The sequence below is a fragment of the Gellertiella hungarica genome (assembly GCF_014197145.1).
Taxonomy (GTDB): Bacteria; Pseudomonadota; Alphaproteobacteria; order Rhizobiales; family Rhizobiaceae; genus Gellertiella; species Gellertiella hungarica.
Map to the genome: position 1 here is coordinate 61,711 of NZ_JACIEZ010000013.1, position 16,742 is coordinate 78,452.

Genomic DNA, 16,742 nt, shown 5'->3' on the forward strand with positions numbered 1-16,742 from the left:
CCATGTCCATTCTTGATAAACACGCATACATCGAACGGAACGCGACCCTCCTTCTGGTCTCCTCTCTGCTCGTCGTCACCATCGGCGGCATCGTGGAAATCGCGCCGCTCTTCTACCTGCAGAACACGATCGAGAAGGTCGAGGGAATGCGGCCCTATTCGCCGCTGGAGCTCGCCGGTCGCAACATCTACATCCGCGAAGGCTGCTATGTCTGCCACAGCCAGATGATCCGTCCGTTCCGTGACGAGGTCGAGCGCTATGGCCACTACTCGCTGGCTGCGGAATCGATGTTCGACCACCCCTTCCAGTGGGGCTCGAAGCGCACCGGTCCCGATCTTGCCCGCGTTGGCGACAAGTACTCCAACGAGTGGCACGTCCAGCACCTGAACGAGCCGCGCGACGTGGTGCCGGAATCGATCATGCCGAGCTACTCCTTCCTGAAGGACACGCCGCTCAAGGTCTCCAACATCAAGGCAGACCTGACCACCAACACCGAGGTGGGCGTACCCTACAACCAGGAAATGCTCGACAATGCCGAGGCCGACCTCAAGGCACAGGCTGACCCGAACGCGGATACCGCGGCGCTTCTCGCCCGCTATCCGAAGGCAAAGGTCGGCGACTTCGACGGCGACCCGAACAAGGTCACCGAGATGGATGCGCTCGTCGCCTATCTGCAGATGCTCGGCACGCTGGTCGACTACTCCAGCTACAACGACGAATCCGGTTACCGCTAAGGAGGCATGGAATGGAAACCTACACAGCCATGCGCCAGTTCGCGGATAGCTGGGGCCTGTTGGCCATGGCCCTCTTCTTCGTGGGGGTCATTGTCTTCACCCTTCGTCCGGGCGGCAAGAGACAGGCCCAAGAGGCCGCAAGTATCCCTCTCAAGGAGGATTGAGAAATGGCAGAAAAACACGTCGACGAAATCAGTGGCGTCTCGACCACCGGCCATGAGTGGGATGGCATTCGCGAGCTGAACAACCCCATGCCCCGCTGGTGGGTCTACACCTTCTACGCGACGATCCTGTGGGCGATCGGCTATTGTGTCGTCTACCCCTCGATCCCGCTGCTGACGGAAAACACCAAGGGCACCTCCGGCTTCTCCAGCCGCGCCTCGCTGACGGCCGAGATGGATGCGGCCAAGGCTGCCCAGAAGGCGACGCTCGACAAGATCGCCGCCACCCCGGTCGGTGACATCGCCAAGGACAAGACGCTGCTCGAATTCGCGGTGGCCGGCGGTGCCTCGGCCTTCAAGAACAACTGCGCGCAGTGCCACGGTTCCGGCGCTGCGGGCGGCATGGGCTTCCCGAACCTGAACGACAACGACTGGCTCTGGGGCGGCAAGGTGGAGGACATCTACACCACGCTGACCCACGGCATCCGCTATGCCGGCGATGCCGATACCCGCAGCTCGGAAATGCCGGCCTTTGCCGATGTGCTCCAGCCGGAGCAGATCAAGCAGGTTGCCGCCTATGTGGTCAGCCTGACCGGCAAGCCCTCCGATACGGCGCTCGTCGAGCCCGGCAAGCAGGTCTTTGCCGAAAACTGCGCCGCCTGCCATGGCGACAACGCCCAGGGCAACCGCGAGTTCGGCGCCCCGAACCTGGCCGATGCCATCTGGCTGAAGGTCAAGGGCGAGGAGCAGATCGCCGCGCAGGTTTCCCATCCCAAGCATGGCGTTATGCCGGCCTGGGGCGCACGCCTCGGCGATGCGACGGTGAAGCAGCTGGCCGTCTACGTCCACCAGCTGGGCGGCGGCGAACAGTAAGAAGCGGGCGGTTTTCCGCCGGCTCTTAACAAACAGAGGGGCGGCGCCGGGCAACCGGCGCCGTCTTTCGTTTCAGGCCTCGCAGAGCGCCTTCAGGCGCCGGAGATCGGCGGCGACGGCTTCCGCGTCCCGTTCAAAATCCGCATCCGGCGTATCCTCCATCCGCAGGAGGGTGAAGATGACTTCCGCCCCATCGCCGTTCGGCTGCACGCGCAGCGCGTTGTAGAATCGCCGTCCGTCCTCGAAGGTGACGGTGTGGTCGATGACGCCATAGGCATTGTCGGGGGTGAAGCGGATGCGGATCGCGCCGATCGGCCCCCCATCCGCCACATAGTCCTCGCCGTCGCGGCGCATTGTCGCGGAAAGTCCCTCGGCCCAGCGCGGCATGGAGAGCGGGTCGCTCGCAAGGGCGTAAACTTCGCGCCAGTCACGGCGGATAGTCAGGTGAACAAGCCGCACTGCATGGGTTTTCATGGTTCTGTTCCTTCGGTCCTCGCGCCGCCCGGGGCGGAAGCGCGTGATCGCGACCGTTCGCCGCTGCTTGATTTAAGTCAAGGCAGCAGGGGGTGGGAAGTGGGAAGAGATTCACACGTAAAACAAGGGTGAAATGCGATGAATCTCTACACCGATCCGAAGCTGAAGCCGGAGGAGGTGGAGCGCCTGGAGGCGAGCCCCGTCAATTCGGCCAAGGTCAGAAAGCCGCTTTACGAGGCCCGGAAGAAGATCCATCCGAAGCGCGCTTCGGGACGGTTCCGCCAGTTCAAGTGGCTGGTGATGCTGATCACCCTCGGCATCTACTATCTCACGCCCTGGATCCGCTGGGATCGCGGACCCTTCGCGCCCGATCAGGCAGTGCTCGTCGACATCGCGAACCGCCGCTTCTACTTCTTCTTCATCGAGATCTGGCCGCAGGAGTTCTTCTTCGTTGCGGGTCTTCTCGTCATGGCGGGCTTCGGCCTGTTCCTCATCACCTCGGCGGTCGGCCGCGCCTGGTGCGGCTATACCTGTCCGCAGACCGTCTGGGTCGATCTGTTCCTCGTCGTCGAACGGGCGATCGAGGGCGACCGCAATGCCCGCATCAAGCTCGACAGTGCGCCCTGGACCTTCGACAAGATCTGGAAGCGGGTGGTGAAGCACGCGATCTGGCTCGCCATCGGCGTGGCGACGGGCGGCGCCTGGATCTTCTATTTCGCCGATGCGCCGACGCTCGGCTTCGATTTCGTGACCGGACAGGCCGCGCCGATCGCCTACATGACGGTCGCGATCCTTACCGCCACCACCTATGTCTTCGGCGGGCTGATGCGCGAGCAGGTCTGCACCTACATGTGCCCCTGGCCGCGCATCCAGGCGGCAATGCTGGACGAACATTCGCTCGTCGTCACCTATAACGACTGGCGCGGCGAACCCCGCGGCCGGCATTCCAAGAAGGCGGCTGCGGCCGGCGAGATCCAGGGCGACTGCGTGGACTGCAATGCCTGCGTGGCCGTCTGCCCCATGGGCATCGACATCCGCGACGGGCAGCAGCTCGAATGCATCACCTGCGCGCTCTGCATCGACGCCTGCGACAGCGTGATGGACAAGATCGGCCTCGAGCGCGGCCTCATCCATTATGCGACGCTCAGCGAATACCAGGACAACATGGCGCTCGCGACCGCGAACGGCACGACCGCCATCAACCCGCGCAACATCCGCGACGAGAACGGCAAGTTCTCCGACAAGATCCGCCACTTCGACTGGCGCGTCATCTTCCGGCTGCGCACGATGATCTATTTCGGCGCCTGGTCGGCGGTGGGCGTGGCCCTGCTGATCGCGCTTCTGTCGCGTGACCGGCTGGAGCTCAACGTGCTGAAGGACCGCAACCCGCAATTCGTCGTCGAGTCCGACGGTTCGATCCGCAACGGCTACATGCTCAAGGTGCTGAACATGATTCCGGAGAAGCGCTACCTGACGCTTTCCATCGAGGGGCTGCCGGATGCGACCGTGAAGATCCCGACCGTATCGGAAACCGAAGGCCGCGAGTTCACCTTCGAGGCCGACCCGGACCAGACCGTGCCGCTGAAGGTCTTCGTGACCGTGCCGGCCGGCAAGGCCACTGGCGAATCCGGCGAGTTCCGCTTTATCCTCGAGGACAAGCCCGGCCACGAGCGCGACGTCGTCGAAACCAGCTTCACAGCCCCGGAGGTCAACCAATGAGCATTCAACAGAGCGGTTCCGGCAAGGCTTCGGGTTTCGTCTTCACCGGCAGGCACATGGCGATCGTCATGGTGCTGTTCTTCGGAACCATCATCACGGTGAACATGGTCATGGCCTATTTCGCCCGCTCCAGCTGGAGCGGCCTGGTGGCTGAGAACACCTATGTGGCCAGCCAGGAATTCAATGCGAAGGCGGCGCTTTCGCGCAAGATCGAGGCGGCCGGCATCAAGGGCGCGGTCGAGATCGGCAAGGATACGATCAGCTACCAGCTGACCGCCCCCAGGGCCGGCGATGCCATCGCCACCCGCGTCCATCTCACCTTCCGCCGCCCGGTGGGGGATCATCAGGACTTCTCCCTGGAGCTCGCCGATGCCGGCGGCAACCGCTTCACCGGCACGCACGCGGTGCTGCCCGGGCAGTGGATCGTCGAGGCCGAAGCCTTCAAGGGCGACGAGGTCGTGATGCACGAGGCCGTCCGCGTGATGGTCGATGGAGTGAAGTGACATGAGCTGCTGCGCGCCGGGAACCGAGGGTGCCCTCGAATTCGAGAAGATCAGCCACGGGCTGCCGTCGTCCGAGGAATTGTGGCTGTCGAGCCGCGACCTCGGCAACGGTCTGCGCCAGACGGATCTCTCGGTGCCGAAGGTGCATTGCGGCACCTGCATCACCACGGTGGAGGGCGCGCTGAAGGAAAGCCCGCTCGTCACCCGCGCGCGCGTCAATCTCTCCACCAAGCGCGTCTCCTTCGTCTGGAAGGCGGAGGAGAACGGCGTGAAGACCGACCCTGTCGATATCGTCCGCCGGATTGCCGCGACCGGCTATGACGCGCATCTCTTCACCTCGGCGGAGGAGGCGAACGACGCCTACCGCAACGAGCTCATCCGCGCCGTTGCCATTTCCGGCTTCGCCGCCGCCAACATCATGCTGCTCTCGGTCTCGGTCTGGTCCGGGGCGACCGACGCCACGCGCGATCTCTTCCACTGGATCTCCGGCCTCATCGCCGGTCCCGTCCTGATCTTCGCCGGGCGCTTCTTCTACCGGTCCGCCTGGAACGCGCTGAAGCATGGCCGCACCAACATGGACGTGCCGATCTCGCTCGCCATCACGCTCTCCTATGCGATGTCGCTGTGGGAAACGATCCATCACGGTCCGCATGCCTGGTTCGACGCAACCGTTTCGCTGCTCTTCTTCCTGCTCATCGGGCGCACGCTCGATCACGTGATGCGCGACAAGGCGCGTTCCGCGATTACCGGCCTTGCCCGGCTTTCGCCGCGCGGCGCGACCGTCCTCAACCGCGACGGAAGCCGCGAATACCGCCCGGTGGAAGACATTCGCCCCGGCGACCGGGTGGCGATTGCCGCCGGCGACCGCATTCCCGTCGACGGCAAGGTCATTGCCGGCCTCTCCGACATCGACATGTCGATCGTCAATGGCGAGAGCGCGCCGGTGCCGGCAGGGGCGGGCAGCCTGCTGCAGGCCGGCACCCTCAGCCTCACCGGTTCGCTCGTGCTCGAGGCGACGGCAAGCGCCCGCGACAGCTTCCTTTCGGAAATCATCGGCCTCATGGAAGCGGCAGAAGGCGGGCGCGCCCGCTATCGCCGCATCGCAGACAGGGCGGCCCAGTATTATTCGCCCGCCGTTCACCTGCTGGCGCTTCTCTCCTTCCTCGGCTGGGGCATCTTCGGCGGGGACTGGAAGGAAGCGTTGCTGATCGCCGTCTCCGTGCTGATCATCACCTGCCCCTGCGCACTGGGGCTTGCGGTGCCCGTGGTGCAGGTGGTTGCGGCGGGTCGGCTCTTCCAAAACGGCATCATGGTCAAGGAAGGCTCCGCCATGGAGCGCCTCGCCGAAATCGACAGCGTGCTCTTCGACAAGACCGGCACGCTCACCATCGGCCGTCCGCGCCTCACCAATCGGGGCGAGGCAAGGCCCGAGCATGTGGAGATCGCTGCCGGGCTTGCGCTTTATTCCCGCCATCCGCTGTCGCGGGCGCTGGTATCGGCCGCATCCTCCGCGCGGGATTTCGCCGAAGTCTCCGAACGGCCGGGCGAGGGGCTGGAGGCCGTTGCGCCCGAGGGCACCTACCGGCTCGGCAACCGCCGCTTTGCCTGCGGCGAGGAAGCCGATGCTGCGGCAGGGTCGGATGCCACCTCAGAGGTGGTTCTCTCGCTCGATCACCGTCCGCTCGAAACCTTCCGCTTCGAGGACATGCCGCGTCCCGGCGCGCAGAAGGCGGTTGCGGCCCTTGCCCGCGAGGGCTTCCAGACCGTGGTTCTCTCCGGCGACCGCGCGCCCGTGGTGAAGGATCTGGCCGCCCGGCTCGGCATTGCCGACTGGCGGGCAGAGCTGTCCCCGCGCGACAAGGCCGATTACTGCGCCGAGGCGGCGAAGGCGGGCCACAAGGTGCTGATGGTCGGTGACGGCATCAACGATGCCCCGGCGCTGGCCGCAGCCCATGTCTCCATGGCACCGGCAACCGCCGCCGACATCGGGCGGCAGGCCGCCGATTTCGTCTTCCTGCGCGACAGCCTCGATGCCGTGCCGCTCGCCATCGAGATTTCCCGCCGGGCGGGCCGCCTGATCCGCGAAAACTTCGCTCTGGCCATCGGCTACAACATCTTTGCCGTGCCGATCGCCATTGCCGGCTATGCAACCCCGCTGGTCGCCTCCATCGCCATGTCCACCTCGTCCATGATCGTCGTGGTGAATGCGCTTCGCCTGAACCGGCTCGCCAGAAGCGAGGCCGCGCGGACGGAGGAGCGGGCAGGCACGGAGCCCGGCGTCGAAACCGCGAGGTTCGCCTGATGAGCAATCTGCTGATCCTCATTCCGGCTGCGCTCTTCATGGGCGGGCTCGGGCTCGGCGCCTTCCTGTGGTCGCTGAAGTCGGGCCAGTACGAGGACCTGGATGGCGCCGCCTGGCGTGCGCTGGACGATGGCGACGGCAAGCCCGGCGACTGATCGGACGAGGCGCGCTATTTGACGAAAGTCTAATTACGTTCTTGTCGTTCCTCCGTTCCGGTGCAACAACTGTCTGCGACAACAAAGGAGTCGCAGGACATGGAAGCAGCGGAAATCGGACTGATCGGCCTTGGCGTGATGGGCTCGAACCTTGCTCTCAACATTGCCGAAAAGGGCAACCGGATTGCCGTCTACAACCGCACGGGCGCTGCAACGGAGGCCTTCATGGCATCCGCCGGCGATCTCGCGGAGCGCATCGTGCCCTGCTACACGATGGAAGAGTTCGTCGCCGCCATCCGCCCGCCGCGGCCGATCATCATCATGATCAAGGCGGGCGATCCCGTCGACCAGCAGATGACGGCGCTGCAGGAATATCTCTCCGCCGGCGACATCATGATCGATGCCGGCAATGCCAATTTCCGCGACACCATGGCCCGCTTCGCCCGGCTCAGGGACACCAGCCTGACCTTCATCGGCATGGGCGTCTCGGGCGGCGAGGAGGGCGCGCGCCACGGGCCGTCGATCATGGTCGGCGGAACCGAGGAAAGCTGGAAGCGGGTCGAGCCGGTGCTGACCTCCATCGCTGCGCGCTTCGATGGCGAGCCCTGTGCCGCCTGGCTCGGCACCGACGGGGCAGGGCATTTCGTCAAGACCATCCATAACGGCATCGAATATGCCGACATGCAGATGATCGCCGAAATCTACGGCATCTTCCGCGACGGTCTGGGCAGGTCCGCCGGCGAGATCGGCACCATTTTCGAAGGCTGGAACCGCGGACGGCTCAACTCCTATCTGATCGAGATCACGGCGTCCGTGCTTGCGGCAAGAGACCCGATTTCCGGCGGGGCCATGGTGGACATGATCCTCGACAAGGCCGGCCAGAAGGGCACCGGCAAGTGGTCGGTCATCGAGGCGCAGCAGATGGGCGTTCCGGCAACGGCCATCGAGGCCGCGGTCGCCGCCCGCAGCCTCTCCTCGCAGAAGAGCCAGCGCGAAGCGGCGGCGGCGGTCTTCGGCGGTGGTCATGCGGACTTTTCCCTGTCCGGCGGCGCGGGCCTCGAAGAGGATCTGGAACTCGCGCTCTTCGCCGCCAAGATCGGTGCCTATGCCCAGGGTTTTGCCGTGATGGCGGAGGCCTCGCGCGAATTCGGCTGGAACCTGCCGATGCCGACGATTGCCCGCATCTGGCGCGCCGGCTGCATCATCCGCTCGCAGTTCCTCGACGAGATCACCAAGGCCTTCACGGCCATGCCGGATGCGCCGAACCTCATCCTCACGCCCGCCTTTGCCGAGATGCTGAAGCAGTCGCTGCCCTCGCTGCGTCGGGTGGTGGCGGCAGCCGTGGCGTCGGGACTTCCGGTTCCCGCGCTCTCCTCGGCGCTCGGCTATTTCGACGCCTACCGGCAGGCGCGCGGCACAGCGAACCTCATCCAGGCGCAGCGCGATTTCTTCGGCGCGCATGGCTTCGACCGTCTGGACGGAAAGGATTTCCACCACGGCCCGTGGGGCAGCGGCCTGCAGGATTTCGCCCGGCTCTGACGCCGCTCAGGCGTCTTCGGCAAAGCTCGGCTGGTAGAGCGTCTGGAGGCTTTCGGGCGCTGCGCCGCCAATGCTCGCCAGCACTGCGCGGGCAAGCTCCATGCCCGCCGCGCGGATATCCTCGTTTGCGGCGATGATCTCCGGCCGGATCCATTTCAGCAGGTCGGAATTCTGCTTGGAAACGAGGTCCACGTCACGTCCCAGCTTCTTGCCGGCGGCCTCCAGACCGGCGACCATGGCGATCGTGCAGCCGCCGGCCATGGAAATCAGCCCGTCAGGAGCATCGGGGCCCGACATCAGCGCACGCGTCGCGTCGTGGATGGCGGTCAGCGGCGATTCCACCGTCACCGAATCGAACGGCACCGATCGCGCGCCGTGAAGCGAGAGGCCGTCCCGAAAGCCCTTGATGCTGTGTCCGGTATAGGAAAGATGCCCCTCCGGCAGGATGATCGCGATGTTCTTCCGCCCGCGCGCCACGAGACGCCGCACCGCCTCGCGCGCAAAGGTCTCGTTGTCGTAGTCGTGATAGGGATGGACGATGCCCATGTTGGTCCGCCCGTGGGTGGCAAACGGCATGCCGCGCTCTTCCATCAGGGCTACGCGGGGGTCGTTGGGCTCCGTGCGGGAGATGATCACCCCATCCGCCGAGCCCGTATCCAGAATATAGCGGATCGGCACCATCGGATCGCGCGCCGAGGCGTGCGGCGTGATGACGAGGTGGTAGGGCGTGCCGGTCAGAACCTCGGAAATGCCGAACACGATATGGTTGGTGAAGCCCATCAGCTCTTCCTCGATGGAGAGCACGAGGGCAATCACGTTGGTCTTGCCGGTTCTGAGGCGCACGCCCGCCCGGTTCGGCTGGTAGCCGATCTGGCGCGCGACGAGCCGCACGCGCTCCTTGGTGTCCGCCCCGATATCGGGCGCATCCTTCAGCGCCCGCGATACGGTGGTGATCCCCAAACCCGTCATGAAGGCGATGGTTTTCAGCGTCGGCCGTTCCCGCGCCCCATCCTTCAAGTCCCCGCCGTCACGCATCTCGTTACCGCCTAGCCGGACCATGAATGTCGTCCGTTCCTTCTCTTCGTCTATCCGAATTTGCACGATCTGCAAACAGGAGGGCGTGAGCATCGTTCCACCGGATAATTACTGTAACGATACAGGAGATTTGTCGAGGGGTCTTGTGGATAAACGCCTTGGTTGCGCTGCAATAGCCTCGCCTGCTGCGCTGCGGAAACAACTTCGGCGATAGGTTCCGCATCACCGGCCGGAAAGGCCTCACTGCAACGATATAGCTTGAAGAAGCAAGGCGTTAATGGCGCCTTTTGATATTCTCATGTCGCATTTCAATGGCCCTTAGCGCTTGTGACGTCGACAATCTTTTAGTGTACTCGCCCCGACATGAATATTTTTTGGATGGGCCTGTTGCGCCACCTGACGCTTTCGCCTAGGTTTTTACGGCAACGTTACAGTTCGGGAGGAACTCAATGACTATTCGCAGAACGGCGGCTGTTCTGGCCGCGACCGTGCTGCTGCCCCTCGGGGCTGCACATGCCGTCGATCTTGAAGTCACGCACTGGTGGACGTCCGGCGGGGAGGCCGCGGCAGTCGCAGAGCTCGCGAAGGCATTCGATGCGACGGGCAACAAATGGGTCGACGGCGCGATTGCCGGCGGTGGCGATACTGCCCGCCCGATCATGATCAGCCGCATCACCGGCGGCGATCCGATGGCTGCCACCCAGTTCAACCACGGCCGCCAGGCCGAGGAACTGATCGAGGCCGGCCTGCTGCAGGATCTGACGGAAGTGGCCGAGAAGGAAGGCTGGAAGGATCTTGTCCGCCCGTCCTCGCTGCTCGATGCCTGCACCAAGGACGGCAAGGTCTATTGCGCGCCGATCAACATCCACTCCTGGCAGTGGATGTGGCTGTCCAACGCCGCCTTCGAGAAGGCGGGCGTTCCGGTGCCGAAGGACTGGTACGAGTTCGAAAAGGCGGTACCCGCACTCGAGAAGGCCGGCATCGTACCGCTCGCGGTCGGCGGGCAGAGCTGGCAGTCCAAGGGCGCCTTCGACGTGATGGCGATTGCCCTTGCCGGCATCGATACGTGGAAGAAGGTCTATGTGGAGCTCGATGCGGACGCCGCGCGGGGTCCGGAATTCGCCAAGGTCTGGGCTGCCGCCGCCAAGGCGCGCGACTGGTCCAAGGATACCAAGGTTCAGGACTGGAACCAGGCCACCAACATGGTGATCACGGGCAAGGCTGCCGCGCAGATCATGGGCGACTGGGCGCAGGGCGAATTCCAGGTGGCCGGCCAGGTCGCCGGCAAGGACTACACCTGCCTTCCGGGCCTCGGCGTGAACGAGATCATCTCCACCGGCGGCGATGCCTTCTACTTCCCGAAGCTCGACGATCCGGAAAAGACCAAGGCGCAGATGCAGCTCGCCTCCGTGATGCTGTCCAAGGAAACCCAGGTTGCCTTCAACCTGAAGAAGGGCTCGGTGCCCGTCCGTGGCGACGTGGACCTCAATGCCGCCAACGACTGCATGAAGAAGGGTCTCGACATCCTCGCCAAGGGCAACATCCTGCCCGACAGCACGATGACCATGTCTCCCGACACCACCAACCAGCTGCAGGACGTGATCGTGCAGTTCTGGAACACCCCCTCGATGACGCCGGAGGAAGGGCAGAAGCGCTTCGCCGACATCATCGCGCAGGCGGACTGACCGCCTGACCGATGGGAGCGGCCCGGACCCGACCCGCCACGGGCCGGGCCGCACCGACCGGTTTGCCCTCGACGCGGACGGCGCGATGCCGTCCCGCTCCGGCAAACCCGCGGGAAACAGGATCGCCGGACTTCGCCTTGCGCGAAGGCGGTCCCGCTATCATGACAGGGGAGGTCTCATGAACGAACCCGGCCCGGGCGCGCGCGGAAATCCGTTCTTCCGCAATGCCGCCGCCAAAATCGCAAGCCTGCCGATGATCCTGACGGCGCTCGTCGTCTTCGTCGGCGGAACGGCCTGGACGGTCGTCTATTCCTTCACCAATTCCAAGCTGCTGCCGAAGCTGAATTTCGTGGGGCTCGACCAGTATCGCCGCCTCTGGTCGACGGAGCGCTGGGTTGTCTCCGTCGAGAACCTGCTGGTCTATGGCGTCTTCATGCTGGTCTTCTCGCTCCTCATGGGCTTCGTTCTCGCAGCGCTGATGGACCAGAAGATCCGTTTCGAAAACACGTTCCGCACCATCTTCCTCTATCCTTTCGCGCTCTCCTTCATCGTCACGGGTCTGGTCTGGCAGTGGATCCTCAACCCCGAATTCGGCGTGCAGCACGTGGTGCGCAGCCTCGGCTTCGAAAACTTCACCTTCGATCCGCTCTATAACCAGGACATCGTGATCTACGGCATCCTGATCGCCGCGCTCTGGCAGGGCACGGGGCTGATCATGTGCATCATGCTGGCCGGCCTTCGCGGCATCGACGAGGACATCTGGAAGGCCGCGCGCGTTGACGGCATTCCCGCCTGGAAGACCTATGTCTTCATCATCATCCCCATGATGCGGCCGGTCTTCATCACCTCGCTGGTGCTGATCGGGGCCGCGATCGTCAAGGTCTACGATCTCGTCGTGGCCCAGACCGGCGGCGGTCCGGGCATCGCCTCGGAAGTGCCGGCGAAATATGTCTACCAGAACATGTTCTACGCCCAGAACCTCGGGCAGGGCTTTGCCGCCTCCACCATGATGCTCATCTCGGTCGCCGTGCTTGTCGTGCCTTGGGCCTATCTCGAATTCTCAGGGAGGCAGCGCCATGGCTGAGGCCGCCATTCACACGTCTGCGCTCCAAGGGCCCCAGGGCCGCCGGCCGAAGAGTCTGCTTTCGCCGCGCCGCATCGTCATCTACGGCCTGCTGCTCGTCGCGGCCTTCTACTACATCCTGCCGCTCTACGTGATGATCGTGACATCGCTCAAAGGCATGCCGGAAATCCGGCTCGGCAACATCTTTTCGCCGCCCGTCGAAGTCACCTTCGAACCCTGGGTGAAAGCCTGGTCGCAGGCCTGCACGGGGCTGAACTGCGACGGCCTCTCGCGCGGCTTCTGGAACACGGTCATCATCACGGTCCCAAGCGTGCTGGTCTCCATCGCGGTCGCCTCGGTGAACGGTTATGCGCTCTCCAACTGGCGCTTCAGGGGCTCGGATCTCTTCTTCACCATCCTCATCATCGGCGCCTTCATTCCCTATCAGGTGATGCTCTATCCGATGGTGATCATCCTGCGCACCATGGGCCTCTATGGCAGCCTGTCGGGGCTCATCGTGGTGCACACCGTCTTCGGCATGCCGATCCTGACGCTGCTCTTCCGCAACTATTTCACCGCGCTTCCGGCCGAGCTTTTCAAGGCGGCGCGCGTGGATGGGGCGGGCTTCTGGGGCATCTATTTCCACATCATGCTGCCCATGGCGGTGCCGATCATGGTGGTGGCGATGATCCTGCAGGTCACCGGCATCTGGAACGACTTCCTCTTCGGCGTCGTCTTCACCAAGCCGGACTATTACCCGATGACCGTGCAGCTCAACAACATCGTCAATTCCGTGCAGGGCGTGAAGGAATACAACGTCAACATGGCCGCCACCATCCTCACCGGGGCCGTGCCGCTCGCCGTCTATTTCCTCTCCGGCAGATATTTCGTGCGCGGCATCGCCGCAGGCGCAGTGAAGGGCTGAATTTTCCCATGAATACAAGCGTATCCATCAAGAACCTGTCCCTCGATTTCGGCGCGGTGAGCGTGCTGAAGGCGCTCGATCTCGATATTGCCGATGGCGAATTCCTGGTGCTGCTCGGCTCCTCCGGCTGCGGAAAGTCGACGCTGCTCAACTGCATTGCCGGGCTTCTCGAACCCACCGGCGGGCAGATCTTCATCAAGGGTCGGAACGTCACCTGGCTGGAGCCGAAGGACCGCGGCATCGGCATGGTGTTCCAGTCCTATGCGCTCTATCCGCAGATGACGGTGGAGAAGAACCTCTCCTTCGGGCTGCGCATCGCCGGCATGCCGAAGCCGGAGATCGAGAAGCGCGTCGCCCGCGCCGCCGAAATCCTGCAGATCGGGCCGCTTCTGAAGCGCAAGCCGGCGGAGCTTTCCGGCGGCCAGCGCCAGCGCGTCGCCATCGGCCGCGCACTGGTCCGGGATGTGGACGTCTTTCTCTTCGACGAGCCGCTCTCCAATCTCGACGCCAAGCTGCGGGCGGAGCTGCGCGTCGAACTCAAGCGCCTGCACCAGTCGCTGAAAAACACGATGATCTACGTCACCCATGACCAGATCGAGGCGCTCACGCTCGCCGACCGCATCGCCATCATGAAGAACGGCGTCATCCAGCAGCTCGATACGCCCGATGTCATCTATCACGCCCCGAAGAACCTCTTCGTCGCCGGTTTCATCGGCTCGCCGTCGATGAATTTCCTGAAGGGAGAGATCATCGTGGAAGAGGGCAGGCCCTTCTTCCAGACCGGCGGCGCGCGGCTGCCGCTCGACGGCTACCGGGCAAGCGAAACGCTGGCTTCGGGACGCGCCGTCGTGCTCGGCGTCCGGCCCGAACATATCCGCGTCAACGAGGAGCGGGATGGCGATCCGGTCCGGGAGGCGGTGGTGGATATCGAGGAGCCGATGGGGGCAGACAACCTGCTCTGGCTGAAGCTCGACGGGCATGTCATCTCCGTGCGGGTCAACGGCGCGCGCCGGTTTGCGGCGGGCACGCCGGTGCGCCTCTCCTTCGACATGTCCATGGCCTCGCTCTTCGATGCCGCCACGGAACTCCGGATCTGAAGGGCGCGACGATGGGCGATCACCTGCCGGTGACATCTCTGGATCTTGCGGGCACCTGGCATCTCGCCTCGGTGGACGGGCTGCATCGGGCGGAGATGACCGTGCCCGGCGACGTGCATTCGGCGCTGGAAGCGACGGGCATCATTCCCGATCCCTATCATGGCGAAAACGAGAAGCGGGTGCAGTGGGTGGCCGAGACCGGCTGGATCATCGAGCGCGACTTCGATCTCGCCGATGCGTCCGGCCGCTGGTATCTCGACCTCGACAACGTGGATACGGTCGCGACCGTCTTCCTCAACGATATACCGGTGCTTCAGGCGGACAACTGCTTCCGCCGCTACAGGCCCGATGTCAGCGCCGCGCTGAGGCCGGGGCGAAACCGCATCCGCTTCCATTTTCCTTGCAGCATCGAGGAGGGGCGGAAGCGCTTCGAGGCGCAGCCCTTCGAGGTGCCATGGCTGGAGATGAACTCGCCGATCCCCTATGGCAACATGCTGCGCAAACCGCAGTGCCATTTCGGCTGGGACTGGAACATCGCGCTCGCCCCGCTCGGTCTTTATGGCACGGTGGGGCTGAAAAGGCTCGATGCCTGCCGCATCGAGCATGTCATGACACGCCAGCATTTTCAGGCGGATGGCGCGGTTTCCTTGCGTGTGGAGGTGATGCTTCACGCTGCGGAAGCCGGTCACGCCCCGGTGACACTGGCGCTGGGCGATGACGCGGTGCGGATCGATTGCCCGCTCCATCCCGGCATGAACCGCGTCACCCATGTCTTCACCGTCGCGAGGCCCCAACTCTGGTGGCCGGTCGGGGCCGGTGAGCAGGCACTTTATCCGCTGGCGGTTTCCGCCGGTGGCGAGACGGTGCGGCGCGAGATCGGCTTCCGGCAGGTGGAGCTCATCACCACGCCGGATGCGGCGGGCAGCCGTTTCGCGCTGTCGGTCAATGGCCGGGAAATCTTCTGCAAGGGGGCGAACTGGATCCCCGCCGACGCGCTCTTTTCCCGCACCAGCCGGGAGAAGACCGAGGCGCTGCTCCGGTCCGCTGTCGACGCGAACATGAACATGATCCGCATCTGGGGCGGCGGCTTCTACGAGGCGGACTGGTTCTACGACATCTGCGACCGGCTGGGGCTCATGGTCTGGCAGGACTTCATGTTCGCCTGCAACCTCTACCCCTCGACGCCGGACTTCCTCGAAAACGTCCGGGAGGAAGTGGATCATCAGGTGCGCCGGCTCGCCAGCCATCCCTCCATCGTGCTCTGGTGCGGCGACAACGAGCTGGTCGGCGCGCTCACCTGGTTCGAGGTGTCGCGCAAGAACCGCGACCGCTATCTCGTCTCCTACGACCGGCTGAACCGCACCATCGAGACGGCGATGAAGGCGGCGGCACCCGATGCCATGTGGTGGCCGTCGAGCCCCGCCTCCGGCTATCTCGATTATGGCGACGCCTGGCATGCGGACGGTTCCGGCGACATGCATTACTGGTCCGTCTGGCACGAGAACAGGAGCTTCGACAACTACCGCAGCGTCAAGCCGCGCTTCTGCTCGGAATTCGGCTTCCAGTCCTATACGTCCATGCCCGTGATCCACGGCTTTGCCGCGCCCGGGGATCTCAACATCGCCTCGCCGGTCATGGAGCGGCACCAGAAGAACAAGGGCGGCAACGAGCGGATTGCGGGCACCATGTTCCGCTACTTCCGCTTCCCCACCAGCTTCGAAAGCTTCGTCTATCTCAGCCAGGTACAGCAGGCCGTCGCCATCCAGACGGCGGTGGATTACTGGCGCTCGCTGAAACCCCATTGCATGGGCACGCTCTACTGGCAGCTCAACGACACGTGGCCCGTCGCCTCCTGGTCGAGCCTCGACCATGGCGGCGGCTGGAAGGCGCTGCATCATGCGGCCAGGCGCTTCTTCCAGCCGGTGCATGTGGCCGTCGTTCCGGAAGAGGGCGGCTATCGCTTCACCATGATCAACGATACGGCAGAGCCTGTCCGGGTGAATGCCCGGCTTTACGCGCTCGATCTCGACGGCCGCCGCCAGTCTCTCGGCGACATGGCGGGCAAATGTCCGACCGACCGTGCGCTGGAACTGGGCTTCCTTCCCCGCGTGAAGCTGCCCGAGGGGCAGGTGCTTGCCTGGCGGTTCGAGGCTTCGAACGGCATGACCGGCGAGGGGCATCTGGTGGCCGACGTCTGGAAGGCGCTGGCGCTGAAACCCGCCGGCCTCACCGTCACGGCGATCCGCGAGCCCGATGGCCGCTGGTCGGTGGATGTCACCGCGCAGGGTCTGGCGCTCTTCGTTCTGGCGGAGGCGGATTGCCCCGGCCGGTTCAGCGACAATCTCTTCGATCTCTCGGCCGGCGAAACGCGCCGCCTCGTCTTCACGCCAACAGGAGAAGGAGCCGGAGCGGCCGTGCCCGCCTTCCGCCTCCACGACCTCCATTCGAGCCAGGCGCCGGCGCTCTAGCCGAAGCCT

The 16,742-nt window shown here is 64.4% G+C and carries 15 protein-coding genes; 13 read left to right on the top strand and 2 right to left on the bottom strand.

Annotated features, from left to right (window positions below; translation table 11 throughout):
- The first annotated feature begins 2 nt into the window (after positions 1–2).
- Genes ccoO through ccoP form a run of 3 tightly spaced genes read left to right on the top strand, consistent with a single transcriptional unit; the run spans position 3 to position 1,768 of the window.
- Positions 3–734, top strand: coding sequence for a cytochrome-c oxidase, cbb3-type subunit II (ccoO, locus tag GGR23_RS20655; RefSeq protein ID WP_183368244.1), 732 nt, complete (start codon positions 3–5; stop codon positions 732–734).
- 11 nt (positions 735–745) lie between these two features.
- Complete coding sequence (locus GGR23_RS20660) at positions 746–898, top strand: cbb3-type cytochrome c oxidase subunit 3 (RefSeq protein WP_183368245.1); 153 nt, start codon at positions 746–748, stop codon at positions 896–898.
- Between the two features lie 3 nt (positions 899–901).
- Positions 902–1,768, top strand: coding sequence for a cytochrome-c oxidase, cbb3-type subunit III (ccoP, locus tag GGR23_RS20665; protein WP_183368246.1), 867 nt, complete (start codon positions 902–904; stop codon positions 1,766–1,768).
- A 72-nt stretch (positions 1,769–1,840) separates the two neighbouring features.
- On the opposite strand, the gene GGR23_RS20670 is transcribed toward ccoP, so the two are convergent.
- Positions 1,841–2,242, bottom strand: coding sequence for an SRPBCC family protein (locus GGR23_RS20670; RefSeq protein WP_183368247.1), 402 nt, complete (start codon positions 2,240–2,242; stop codon positions 1,841–1,843).
- 138 nt (positions 2,243–2,380) lie between these two features.
- Between GGR23_RS20670 and ccoG the strand changes: the two genes are divergently transcribed.
- The 5 genes from ccoG to gndA all read left to right on the top strand — a co-directional run bounded on the left by ccoG (position 2,381) and on the right by gndA (position 8,460).
- Positions 2,381–3,961 carry a cytochrome c oxidase accessory protein CcoG gene (gene ccoG, locus GGR23_RS20675; protein WP_183368248.1) on the top strand — a complete coding sequence of 527 codons (1,581 nt, stop codon included), beginning with the start codon at positions 2,381–2,383 and terminating at the stop codon, positions 3,959–3,961.
- Positions 3,958–4,464, top strand: coding sequence for a FixH family protein (locus GGR23_RS20680; RefSeq protein WP_183368249.1), 507 nt, complete (start codon positions 3,958–3,960; stop codon positions 4,462–4,464). Before ccoG ends, GGR23_RS20680 begins: the two co-directional genes overlap by 4 nt.
- A 1-nt stretch (position 4,465) precedes the next feature.
- Positions 4,466–6,766: a cation-translocating P-type ATPase gene (locus GGR23_RS20685; RefSeq protein WP_183368250.1), complete on the top strand. Its 2,301-nt coding sequence runs from the start codon at positions 4,466–4,468 to the stop codon at positions 6,764–6,766.
- On the top strand, positions 6,766–6,921 hold the full coding sequence (ccoS, locus tag GGR23_RS20690; RefSeq protein ID WP_183368251.1) for a cbb3-type cytochrome oxidase assembly protein CcoS: 156 nt from the start codon (positions 6,766–6,768) through the stop codon (positions 6,919–6,921). The genes GGR23_RS20685 and ccoS overlap by 1 nt, the downstream gene beginning before the upstream one ends.
- A gap of 99 nt (positions 6,922–7,020) precedes the next feature.
- Positions 7,021–8,460, top strand: a complete 1,440-nt coding sequence (gene gndA / locus GGR23_RS20695; protein WP_183368252.1) for an NADP-dependent phosphogluconate dehydrogenase — start codon at positions 7,021–7,023, stop codon at positions 8,458–8,460.
- A gap of 6 nt (positions 8,461–8,466) precedes the next feature.
- On the opposite strand, the gene GGR23_RS20700 is transcribed toward gndA, so the two are convergent.
- Complete coding sequence (locus GGR23_RS20700; RefSeq protein WP_246365952.1) at positions 8,467–9,519, bottom strand: LacI family transcriptional regulator; 1,053 nt, start codon at positions 9,517–9,519, stop codon at positions 8,467–8,469.
- A 425-nt stretch (positions 9,520–9,944) separates the two neighbouring features.
- Here GGR23_RS20700 and GGR23_RS20705 point away from each other — a divergent pair, with 425 nt between their 5' ends.
- The 5 genes from GGR23_RS20705 to GGR23_RS20725 all read left to right on the top strand — a co-directional run bounded on the left by GGR23_RS20705 (position 9,945) and on the right by GGR23_RS20725 (position 16,733).
- Complete coding sequence (locus GGR23_RS20705; RefSeq protein ID WP_183368253.1) at positions 9,945–11,180, top strand: ABC transporter substrate-binding protein; 1,236 nt, start codon at positions 9,945–9,947, stop codon at positions 11,178–11,180.
- A 178-nt stretch (positions 11,181–11,358) separates the two neighbouring features.
- Positions 11,359–12,264 (top strand): carbohydrate ABC transporter permease, encoded by a 906-nt coding sequence (locus GGR23_RS20710; protein WP_183368254.1) that lies wholly within the window; start codon positions 11,359–11,361, stop codon positions 12,262–12,264.
- Entirely contained in the window at positions 12,257–13,168 is a 912-nt protein-coding gene (locus GGR23_RS20715; protein WP_183368255.1) for a carbohydrate ABC transporter permease, read from the top strand. Before GGR23_RS20710 ends, GGR23_RS20715 begins: the two co-directional genes overlap by 8 nt.
- An 8-nt stretch (positions 13,169–13,176) precedes the next feature.
- On the top strand, positions 13,177–14,265 hold the full coding sequence (locus GGR23_RS20720) for an ABC transporter ATP-binding protein (protein WP_183368256.1): 1,089 nt from the start codon (positions 13,177–13,179) through the stop codon (positions 14,263–14,265).
- An 11-nt stretch (positions 14,266–14,276) separates the two neighbouring features.
- Entirely contained in the window at positions 14,277–16,733 is a 2,457-nt protein-coding gene (locus GGR23_RS20725) for a beta-mannosidase (protein WP_183368257.1), read from the top strand.
- Positions 16,734–16,742 lie beyond the last annotated feature (9 nt).

Excerpts from the sequence above, each read along its gene's own strand:
- ccoO (WP_183368244.1), top strand. The coding sequence starts at position 3 with ATGTCCATTCTTGATAAACACGCATACATCGAACGGAACGCGACCCTC.
- GGR23_RS20660 (WP_183368245.1), top strand. The coding sequence starts at position 746 with ATGGAAACCTACACAGCCATGCGCCAGTTCGCGGATAGCTGGGGCCTG.
- ccoP (WP_183368246.1), top strand. The coding sequence starts at position 902 with ATGGCAGAAAAACACGTCGACGAAATCAGTGGCGTCTCGACCACCGGC.
- GGR23_RS20670 (WP_183368247.1), bottom strand. The coding sequence starts at position 2,242 with ATGAAAACCCATGCAGTGCGGCTTGTTCACCTGACTATCCGCCGTGAC.
- ccoG (WP_183368248.1), top strand. The coding sequence starts at position 2,381 with ATGAATCTCTACACCGATCCGAAGCTGAAGCCGGAGGAGGTGGAGCGC.
- GGR23_RS20680 (WP_183368249.1), top strand. The coding sequence starts at position 3,958 with ATGAGCATTCAACAGAGCGGTTCCGGCAAGGCTTCGGGTTTCGTCTTC.
- GGR23_RS20685 (WP_183368250.1), top strand. The coding sequence starts at position 4,466 with ATGAGCTGCTGCGCGCCGGGAACCGAGGGTGCCCTCGAATTCGAGAAG.
- ccoS (WP_183368251.1), top strand. The coding sequence starts at position 6,766 with ATGAGCAATCTGCTGATCCTCATTCCGGCTGCGCTCTTCATGGGCGGG.
- gndA (WP_183368252.1), top strand. The coding sequence starts at position 7,021 with ATGGAAGCAGCGGAAATCGGACTGATCGGCCTTGGCGTGATGGGCTCG.
- GGR23_RS20700 (WP_246365952.1), bottom strand. The coding sequence starts at position 9,519 with ATGGTCCGGCTAGGCGGTAACGAGATGCGTGACGGCGGGGACTTGAAG.
- GGR23_RS20705 (WP_183368253.1), top strand. The coding sequence starts at position 9,945 with ATGACTATTCGCAGAACGGCGGCTGTTCTGGCCGCGACCGTGCTGCTG.
- GGR23_RS20710 (WP_183368254.1), top strand. The coding sequence starts at position 11,359 with ATGAACGAACCCGGCCCGGGCGCGCGCGGAAATCCGTTCTTCCGCAAT.
- GGR23_RS20715 (WP_183368255.1), top strand. The coding sequence starts at position 12,257 with ATGGCTGAGGCCGCCATTCACACGTCTGCGCTCCAAGGGCCCCAGGGC.
- GGR23_RS20720 (WP_183368256.1), top strand. The coding sequence starts at position 13,177 with ATGAATACAAGCGTATCCATCAAGAACCTGTCCCTCGATTTCGGCGCG.
- GGR23_RS20725 (WP_183368257.1), top strand. The coding sequence starts at position 14,277 with ATGGGCGATCACCTGCCGGTGACATCTCTGGATCTTGCGGGCACCTGG.